9 protein-coding genes are annotated in these 7,816 nt (G+C 45.4%); 2 read left to right on the top strand and 7 right to left on the bottom strand.

What is annotated here, in order from left to right:
* Positions 1-154: 154 nt before the first annotated feature.
* Together QUA16_RS34200 and QUA16_RS34195 are read right to left on the bottom strand one after the other, a co-directional pair.
* Positions 155-943 (bottom strand): SDR family oxidoreductase, encoded by a 789-nt coding sequence (locus tag QUA16_RS34200; protein ID WP_333109709.1) that lies wholly within the window; start codon positions 941-943, stop codon positions 155-157.
* 419 nt (positions 944-1,362) lie between these two features.
* A complete protein-coding gene (locus tag QUA16_RS34195; RefSeq protein ID WP_333109254.1) occupies positions 1,363-2,289 on the bottom strand; it encodes a nuclear transport factor 2 family protein in 927 nt (308 codons plus the stop codon).
* 185 nt (positions 2,290-2,474) lie between these two features.
* Here QUA16_RS34195 and murG point away from each other — a divergent pair, with 185 nt between their 5' ends.
* Positions 2,475-3,572, top strand: a complete 1,098-nt coding sequence (gene murG / locus QUA16_RS34190) for an undecaprenyldiphospho-muramoylpentapeptide beta-N-acetylglucosaminyltransferase (RefSeq protein ID WP_445305424.1) — start codon at positions 2,475-2,477, stop codon at positions 3,570-3,572.
* A 76-nt stretch (positions 3,573-3,648) separates the two neighbouring features.
* The gene (locus QUA16_RS34185) at positions 3,649-4,263 is read left to right on the top strand and encodes a hypothetical protein (protein WP_333109250.1); all 615 of its coding nucleotides are present in this window, start codon (positions 3,649-3,651) and stop codon (positions 4,261-4,263) included.
* Here the strand turns inward: QUA16_RS34185 and ureG are convergent.
* From ureG to QUA16_RS34160, 5 genes are all read right to left on the bottom strand, one after another.
* Entirely contained in the window at positions 4,260-4,862 is a 603-nt protein-coding gene (ureG, locus tag QUA16_RS34180) for an urease accessory protein UreG (RefSeq protein WP_333109249.1), read from the bottom strand. The genes QUA16_RS34185 and ureG overlap by 4 nt on opposite strands.
* A gap of 51 nt (positions 4,863-4,913) precedes the next feature.
* Positions 4,914-5,627 carry an urease accessory protein UreF gene (locus tag QUA16_RS34175; RefSeq protein WP_333109255.1) on the bottom strand — a complete coding sequence of 238 codons (714 nt, stop codon included), beginning with the start codon at positions 5,625-5,627 and terminating at the stop codon, positions 4,914-4,916.
* Positions 5,624-5,764 (bottom strand): hypothetical protein, encoded by a 141-nt coding sequence (locus QUA16_RS34170; protein WP_333181703.1) that lies wholly within the window; start codon positions 5,762-5,764, stop codon positions 5,624-5,626. The genes QUA16_RS34175 and QUA16_RS34170 overlap by 4 nt, the downstream gene beginning before the upstream one ends.
* A gap of 163 nt (positions 5,765-5,927) precedes the next feature.
* Positions 5,928-6,365: an urease accessory protein UreE gene (gene ureE, locus QUA16_RS34165; protein WP_333109248.1), complete on the bottom strand. Its 438-nt coding sequence runs from the start codon at positions 6,363-6,365 to the stop codon at positions 5,928-5,930.
* Positions 6,366-6,794: 429 nt separating this feature from the next.
* Positions 6,795-7,286: a DUF4168 domain-containing protein gene (locus QUA16_RS34160; protein ID WP_333109246.1), complete on the bottom strand. Its 492-nt coding sequence runs from the start codon at positions 7,284-7,286 to the stop codon at positions 6,795-6,797.
* Positions 7,287-7,816: the final 530 nt, after the last annotated feature.

Raw genomic sequence — 7,816 nt, 5'->3', positions numbered from 1 at the left:
CACTTTGGCAGAATTTGCGATAATTCGTGGCGAGGGCGTCGAATCGCCAAAAAAAACCCGGCCAAAATTGGTCGGGAGTTAATTAATCAGGGTGCATCTACCAATTAAGCTTCCTGAGAATTCCAGCGCAATCCGGACACTTATTACTAAAAACTCACAACTCTTTTCGGTGAACCAGAGTTGCACTAGCTTGGTCTGTCGGAACTAGCAAGACTTCGCTAATATTGACGTGGGGCGATCGCGTCGCGCAAAAATACACGACATCGGCTACATCGTCCGCAGTCAGAGGTGTCAATCCTTGATAGACATTTTTGGCTTTTTCTGCATCGCCGTGAAACCGGACATTACTAAATTCTGTTTCCACCAAACCAGGCTCTATTTCCGTCACCCGCACTGGTGTTCCCAAAAGGTCTTGTTTTAACCCTTCAGAAATAGCTCTCACTGCTGCTTTGGAAGCGCAATAAACATTACCTTTCGGATAAGCTTGGCGGCCTGCTATTGAGCCGATATTCACTACGTGGCCTCCGCCTCGGCTTACCATTCCCGGTACGATCGCACGAGTCATGTAAAGCAAGCCTTTAACATTGGTATCAATCATTTCTTCCCAATCTTGAAAGTTGCCTTCGTGTAGTTTGTCTAAACCACGGCTCAATCCCGCATTGTTAATCAGAATATCGATGTTTTTCCAGGCATCGGGAAGCGCAGCGATCGCCGATTCGACTTGCGGGCGATCGCGCACGTCCAATTCTAGCAAATAAATCTCGTTCGCCGATGCGATGGATTTTGTTTCTACAAGTTCGTTTGCCAGTCGATAGAGCTTTTCAATACGGCGGGCTGCTAAAATTAGTTTGGCTCCACCTTTGGCGAATATCTTGGCACAGGCTGCTCCTATACCGCTACTCGCACCTGTAATGAAAACAATTTGATTTTGGATAGAAATCATTTTTTGTCAGTTGTCAGTTGACTGTTGGCTGTGGACGGTTGACTGTTGTCATTGGTTATTTGTTAATTTTGTTATTTGTTAGTTGTTATTTGTTATTTGCTATAGCCTTTATGGCTATAGTGAGGTATGTTTAATTCCTTTAATGACATTTTTTTCTTCCAATATGTATCTCCTGTGACTAATAACCGCTAAGCTAATCCGCATTTAAATTGCATAGTAAAATAAAAATTTCCTCTTGTGGGGAGTAGGGGTTGGGCAGGAGAGTCCGCCCTCAACATACAAATTAAATGCACAACAGCTTATACCACTTACTAATCACCAATCACCCATGCCCCATGCCCCATGCCCCATGCCCCATGCCCCATGCCCCATGCCCCATGCCCCATGCCCCATGCCCCATGCCCATAACACCTATTTTATTACTTGACAACCCGCAATCGCACACTAACTGTTGCAATTCCACCTTGTCGCATCAAAACTGCTGAAACCCACCGATTTTCGGGCGTAGCCGGAGCTTTACCTACTTTAAAAATTCCCCCCGCATTTAGCAACTCTAGCTCGACTTGTGAGGGATTAAACAATGTTTTTTCGGTAATGGGTTCCTCCAAAACACTCCCTATTAAAATATCATCACCGAGCGGCTCTCGAACAATGGCATCAAAATGGTACTCTTGGCCCACCTTAACTTGCTCCGGAAAATTCACTTGAATTGTGGGAGGATTTTGGCCAGAACTAAGCTGAGTTTGTTCTGCTAAAATCTCTTGATTAACTATTTTTTCACCTTCAAAGCGCTGCTGGGAACGGATGGTAGCTTTGAGAGTTAATTCTCTGCCATCCTTTTTTTGAGTGCCGGCAATTGTAGTTATGGTTTCCGCAAGAATCGCGCTACCTTCGGTTTTCCAAGATTTGATCTCGGTGCGGTAATTTAAACTCGGATATCTCTCCCAGAGTTGGGTGAGGGCTTTTGCCATACTTTGGGTGTTTAAGCCGTCAGAATGAGTAAAATTAGGGCTGTAAAATGCCATGACTGCTTTCACATCGCGCCGGTTGGCCGCTGCGTCAATTTCTGTTAGCAGTTTTGTGAGTGGGGCGGGCGCATTTTCAGGGGTTTGGGCGATCGTTTGGGGAGTCGCCCCGATCGCACCGATCGCTCTTGCCGCACCTTGATGCAGCACGCCACCACTTACCACTGTTAAACATAACAACATTTGAGCCATCGACTGCCTGCAGTTAAAGCCAAAAACGATCGCCCGTTGGCGCAGCCCTCGAAGAGGATCGGCTTTTTCGTCCCGACGGCTGGAAAAATACTGAGATGCACTTGGCACTAAATTCAAAAAATTACGCATTAGGTGATAATTTGGTTATTTGTCAGGAGTCGTGGCGCGGGCAACTGTTCGCCTGCAACGAAAACTGACAACGGAAGGACGGACACGGCACAATCTAATTTTAGATTGCTGATTGAAAATTGGCTGAAACTGCCGGAATAATAAGCATAATAATCTAAAACCTCAAATATAAAATCGATTGACCTGTGGAACTTGTACTTGTAAAAGAAACAAAAACCTTGACAAAAGCCCCCCTCCGGTTGTTGGTTGCAGCTAGCGGCACTGGTGGACATTTATTTCCTGCGATCGCCACCGCTAGTCAGTTGAACGACTGTCAGATCGAATGGCTGGGAGTCCCAGACCGCATGGAAACCGAGTTAGTTTCATCCCTTTACCCCCTCCACACGATCGCCGTTGAAGGCTTTCAGCAGCGATTTGGACTAGGTACTGTGCGAATTTTGGGCGGACTCGTCGGCTCGATCCTTCATGTGCGGAAGTTGCTCAAAGCGGGAAATTTTCAGGGAGTCTTTACTACTGGCGGTTACATCGCAGCACCGGCAATTCTGGCGGCCCGCTCTTTGGGTTTGCCGGTGATTCTCCATGAATCTAATGCAATTCCGGGGAAGGTGACGCGCTGGTTTAGTCCTTTGTGCACTGCTGTGGCGATCGGATTTGAAGCAGCAGCCCAGCATTTACCCCGCGCCAAAACCGTGGTTGCTGGTACGCCCGTGCGATCGCAATTCCTCGCCCCCCAACCTCTAAATTTGCCAATTCCTGACAACGTACCTGTTATTTTAGTCATGGGTGGCTCTCAAGGTGCTGTCGCAGTCAATCAGTTAGTGCGGCAGTGTGCTCCGGCTTGGTTTGATGCGGGTGCTTGGGTGGTTCACCTCACCGGAAATAATGACCCGGATGCTGAGAGTTTGAAACACGAGCAATATTTGTCTATGCCATTTTACGACAATGTGGCGAGTTTGTTGCAGCGAGCGAATTTAGCAATTAGTCGATCGGGCGCGAGTGCTCTGACAGAATTAGCAGTGACGGGCGTACCTTCTATTTTAATTCCTTTTCCTCACGCGGCTGACGACCACCAAAGATTTAATGCGGAAGTATTTGCTAAAGCCGGCGCCGCCGTGGTATTCCGTCAAAGCGAACTGACAGCAGATGTGTTGCAAAGCAAAGTGTTGTATTTGTTAAGAGATTCCGAATATTTGGAAAAAATGTCTCAAGCAGCTTCTGAATTAGCGGTGACAGACAGTACAGAACGTTTGGCTAATTTGGTCAGGGAATTGGTAGTAGGGTAGGGAGTGTTAAAGTAAATAGGCGATTCCCTTCGGGATAGCTTCGCTTAACGAGAATTTGTAATAAGGAGAAAGTCAAATGGCCTACAGTGACTTTAATTTAGACAGAGTTTTGAAAACCTTTGACTTAGCTTATTCTGAAATAGTCGAAATCTTCACTCCTGCACCAGAGTTAGAGTACAGTAGATTACTGACAGAAACTTTGCAAGAAAATCTGCCTGTAGCTCTCGGTAGCAATACAGAAAAATCGCGTTCGGAACTGATTATCGCGCCGATTTTAATGGAAGTGAGAAAACTTTTGCACCATCGCGTGAGCTTATTTTCTGGCATTGATTTTACTGTAGATGCTGAAAGAGGGCTGAATGGGAATTGTGATTTTCTGATAAGTCGATCGCCAGAATTGTTGATTGTAAAAGCCCCAGTCATTGCTATTGTAGAGGCTAAAAAGGAAAACATTAATTCGGGATTGGGACAGTGCATAGCTGAAATGCTAGCAGCTAAAATCTTCAACGAGCGTGAAGGTAATGAGATTACCACAATTTATGGGGCTGTCACTACAGGAGATAGGTGGAAATTCTTAAAACTCGAAGGACAAGCGGTTTTTGTTGAGACAACCGAAACTTTGCTTACCAATTTGGGTAAAATTTTGGGAATTTTAGCATTGGGAATGGACGATCGCGCGCTTAATCCCTAATTATCACCAATATTCAACTTAACAAAGTTAACTACCGATTCTAATCCTTCCTTTGTCTTCAGGTTAGTAAAAACAAAAGGTTTGTCCCCCCGCATTTTTTTCGCGTCCCGTTCCATCACGCCTAAATCTGCTCCTACATAAGGTGCGAGGTCTGTTTTATTAATTACCAACATATCAGATTTAGTAATTCCTGGCCCGCCTTTGCGCGGAATTTTATCGCCCGCAGCGACATCGATTACGTAAATTGTTAAATCTACTAACTCCGGGCTAAAAGTGGCCGCCAAGTTATCGCCGCCGCTTTCGACAAATACTAAATCTAAATCAGTGAATTTTTGTTCTAACTCTTCTATCGCTACTAAGTTAATGGAAGCATCTTCGCGGATAGCTGTGTGGGGACAGCCTCCCGTTTCTACGCCCAAAATTCGATCGCTCTCTAAAGCTTGACTCCGAACCAAAAACTGGGCATCTTCCTGAGTATAGATATCATTAGTAACTACAGCAATCTGGTAGTGCTGTCGCAGTGACTTGCACAAAGCATCCAGTAAAGCAGTTTTCCCCGAACCAACTGGCCCAGCAATTCCTACACGAAAAGCACCCATAGCGATTTTAGATTTTAGATTTTAGATTTTAGATTTTAGATTTGCTGATTTTCAACTGCGAAACAACCGAGTGTACTGAGTTTCGTGGGCCATGCTAGCCAGTCCTAATCCCCAACTGCAACTGCCAAGCTCATCATCTTCTAATTTTAAAACTTCTTGCGCCGTACAGCTAATTTGAGATTGCAAATCTAACAGTAACTGTTGACCGGCTGTTTGACCGAGGGGAATCAGTTTCACGCCTGCACTCGCCAAATTAGCAGCCCAACTGTACAAATATCCTAACAAGGCCGCTTCCTCTTCAATCTGCCAGTTGGCGGCGGCAATGCCAAAGCCGATCGCAAAATTGCACTGATTGCCGCCAAATTCCACCAAATCTTTTAAACTTGTTGTTAACCCAGAAGCAACGGGCGATTCCCTGCGGGATAGCTTCGCTTCACGCAAATCCAGCAGCAACCTTACCAAAGTCCGCCCCATTTGCCAACTTTGCAATCGCAACTCTTCTGTTTCCTTAGCAGCAGTCGCCCAAGCATTCCAGTAATTCAAAGCCGTCAAATCCCCTATCTGTGCCGCCCTCAAAGCCCTTACCACCACAGCGGCTTCTACTCGAACTGCCCCGAATTGCAGCGAATTTTCTAACCAATTCCTCAAAGTAATCTCGCTGTCGATCGCACCGGTTTCTACCAGACTTTCGATTCCCTCAGAATAACTATAAGCTCCCACAGGTGCAAAAGCTAGCTGCAACAAACATAAAAGTTGATTGTTCACTGTTGACTGTTGGCTGTTGACTGTTGACTGTTGACTGTTGACTGTTGACTGTTGGCTGTTGACTGTTGACTGTTGGCTGTTGACTGTTGACTGTTGACTGTTGACTGTTGGCTGTTGACTGTTAAGTAGTAGGACACAATTAATTACACAAAAATTTGGGCTACAAGCCATGTCTAGTAAAGAATCAGCAAAAAATCAGTGTGTAATTAATTCTGTCCAATTACTTATTTGTTGGTTACAATGCCCCATGCCCCATGCCCCATTCCCCATGCCCCATTCCCCATTCCCCATTCCCCATTTCTAATGGTTGTGTCCGTAAGCGCCCATTTCTGGCTGAAACGGCACAATTTCCTCTGTTACTTCCAAACCCATTTTTTCTAGCATTCCCTGCAACACAGAGTCGGGAGAAAGTCTTAAATAATTATCGGCAATTTCTAAAGCTACGTGACGGTTTCCTAAATGATAAGCCGCCCGCATCAGTAGCAGCAGGCTTGATGCCCGCGCTGTCAGCACCGATTCGGGTTTTGCACTTACCAGTACCAAACAGCTACCGTCTTCCGACTGCAATAAATCTCGATCGCGCAGTACCGTACCTCGGGGTAAACTCAGGTGGAGCTTTTCCCCCGTTTCTGTCTCGAATCGGTGGCGGCTGCGAGTGCGATCGTCGGCTGTCATTGGTAAAGTAAAGCTGACAACAGCATCGGGATTTGCAGGTAAATGTTTGGTGAAAGTTAGCATTTTTATATTCTATTCCTCAGAGCCATTCACTTGACATCTAGTTTTTGAGGAATATCTTTTTATACCCGAAGGAATAAGGAAGACAGAAGTCCCAATTTTCAGCTCATGTTTCAAAAATTAAAAACGTTTTAATCGTGTTGGCGATGGCTATATCTCATTGCGACTTACAGCCAGTTGAAAAAAATTCATCTCTCTGACCGCTCCCGTTCTGGCCTTATTACCAAATTTATGTTATTTTGTCAAGCACTTTATCGCAGACGATCACTTTTTTTGCAAAAAATTTTGCCTACCGTCTAGGAACTCGAACAATTTAAATCTCCAATATGTTGTTGGGGGGAGGTAGCGCTTAGGCATCCTGCCTGCCCTGAACAAGCTTTTATGGAGAAGTCTAATAGAACGGGAGAGAAAGAAAGACTCAAACCCTCAAGCTTATTTATTGCCCGCTTGTTGCAGTCGCAGGAGCTCGGCTTGAATTTGCTGTTTGACTCCCGAATTCGCTTGCTGGAGCAAAGTGATCTGGTTGAAGCGACTAACTGTCAAACCATTGGTTTCGATAACTTTTTTAGCTTGTTGGCAGTAATTCACCGCGATGCCGCGAACACCTCCCGACAGCCTATTAATTTCCTGAGTTTCGTTGCACACTACTCTGGGAACCGAGCCCCCAGCCATTCCTTTAATTTCGTTAAAAGCTTCCACCCGTCTGGGTTCTATTGCCAACACAGCGCGAGCGTAGCTAGTAATTTCCTCGCTGCTAATTTCTTGAGCTTGGGCTGCTGCTCCGAAAACGAGGTTTGGGGATTGTGTGTATAAACCCGGAACCCATCCACTAGCCAAAGCTGCGGTGGAAATGATGCCTGCAAACAACGATTGTCGCAGTCTCCGGTTTAGGCTTAATTTAGAGGTGTTAAGTGAGGTGTTCATGGTCGTCGGTGATTGATTGCGTGTAGATAAAAATGACACAGCGCTTGGAGGCTCAATCTTTTTGAATCATGTGGCGGCTAAAAAGTTCCTGCCGTTGGTGACTATTTTGAATTCCAGCAGGATGCTTTAGGATTTGCTACGGCGATCGACTTTTTAGCAAATTCGATATTTTCATTCATTCTAGCATCTGTCGGAAGTTGACAAAATTCAAACTTGAGAGGGTAATTTTAATTACAGAGCGTTCCCGAATTGCCTCTGGCAATAATTATCAAAGCGCAAATATTAAATAATTCTAAAAGTTATTGACAAATTACTCGCCTTAATAAATCTCATCAAGGTACGGGCTAGCCAAGCTATCTTCCCGCCAGGGTTCCCGTTCCCCGCAGGGGTTCCCGTAGGGTAGGGTAGGGGGGAGCATCTCATATTTGTAAAAACACTTCTTCTGGCTCCTGACTTCTTCCTTCTGACTCTTTTCTCCTGACTCCTGACTCCTGACTCCTAACTCCAATTTCTAGCTGGCCTGCTTTCAT

This window comes from Microcoleus sp. S13_C3 (genome assembly GCF_036700905.1).
Classification (GTDB): domain Bacteria; phylum Cyanobacteriota; class Cyanobacteriia; order Cyanobacteriales; family Microcoleaceae; genus Microcoleus.
This window is presented reverse-complemented; position numbering and strand designations above follow the sequence as displayed.

What these genes read in the sequence shown, in the direction of transcription:
- QUA16_RS34200 (WP_333109709.1), bottom strand. Translation starts at nt 943, where the DNA reads ATGATTTCTATCCAAAATCAAATTGTTTTCATTACAGGTGCGAGTAGC.
- QUA16_RS34195 (WP_333109254.1), bottom strand. Translation starts at nt 2,289, where the DNA reads ATGCGTAATTTTTTGAATTTAGTGCCAAGTGCATCTCAGTATTTTTCC.
- QUA16_RS34185 (WP_333109250.1), top strand. Translation starts at nt 3,649, where the DNA reads ATGGCCTACAGTGACTTTAATTTAGACAGAGTTTTGAAAACCTTTGAC.
- ureG (WP_333109249.1), bottom strand. Translation starts at nt 4,862, where the DNA reads ATGGGTGCTTTTCGTGTAGGAATTGCTGGGCCAGTTGGTTCGGGGAAA.
- ureE (WP_333109248.1), bottom strand. Translation starts at nt 6,365, where the DNA reads ATGCTAACTTTCACCAAACATTTACCTGCAAATCCCGATGCTGTTGTC.
- QUA16_RS34160 (WP_333109246.1), bottom strand. Translation starts at nt 7,286, where the DNA reads ATGAACACCTCACTTAACACCTCTAAATTAAGCCTAAACCGGAGACTG.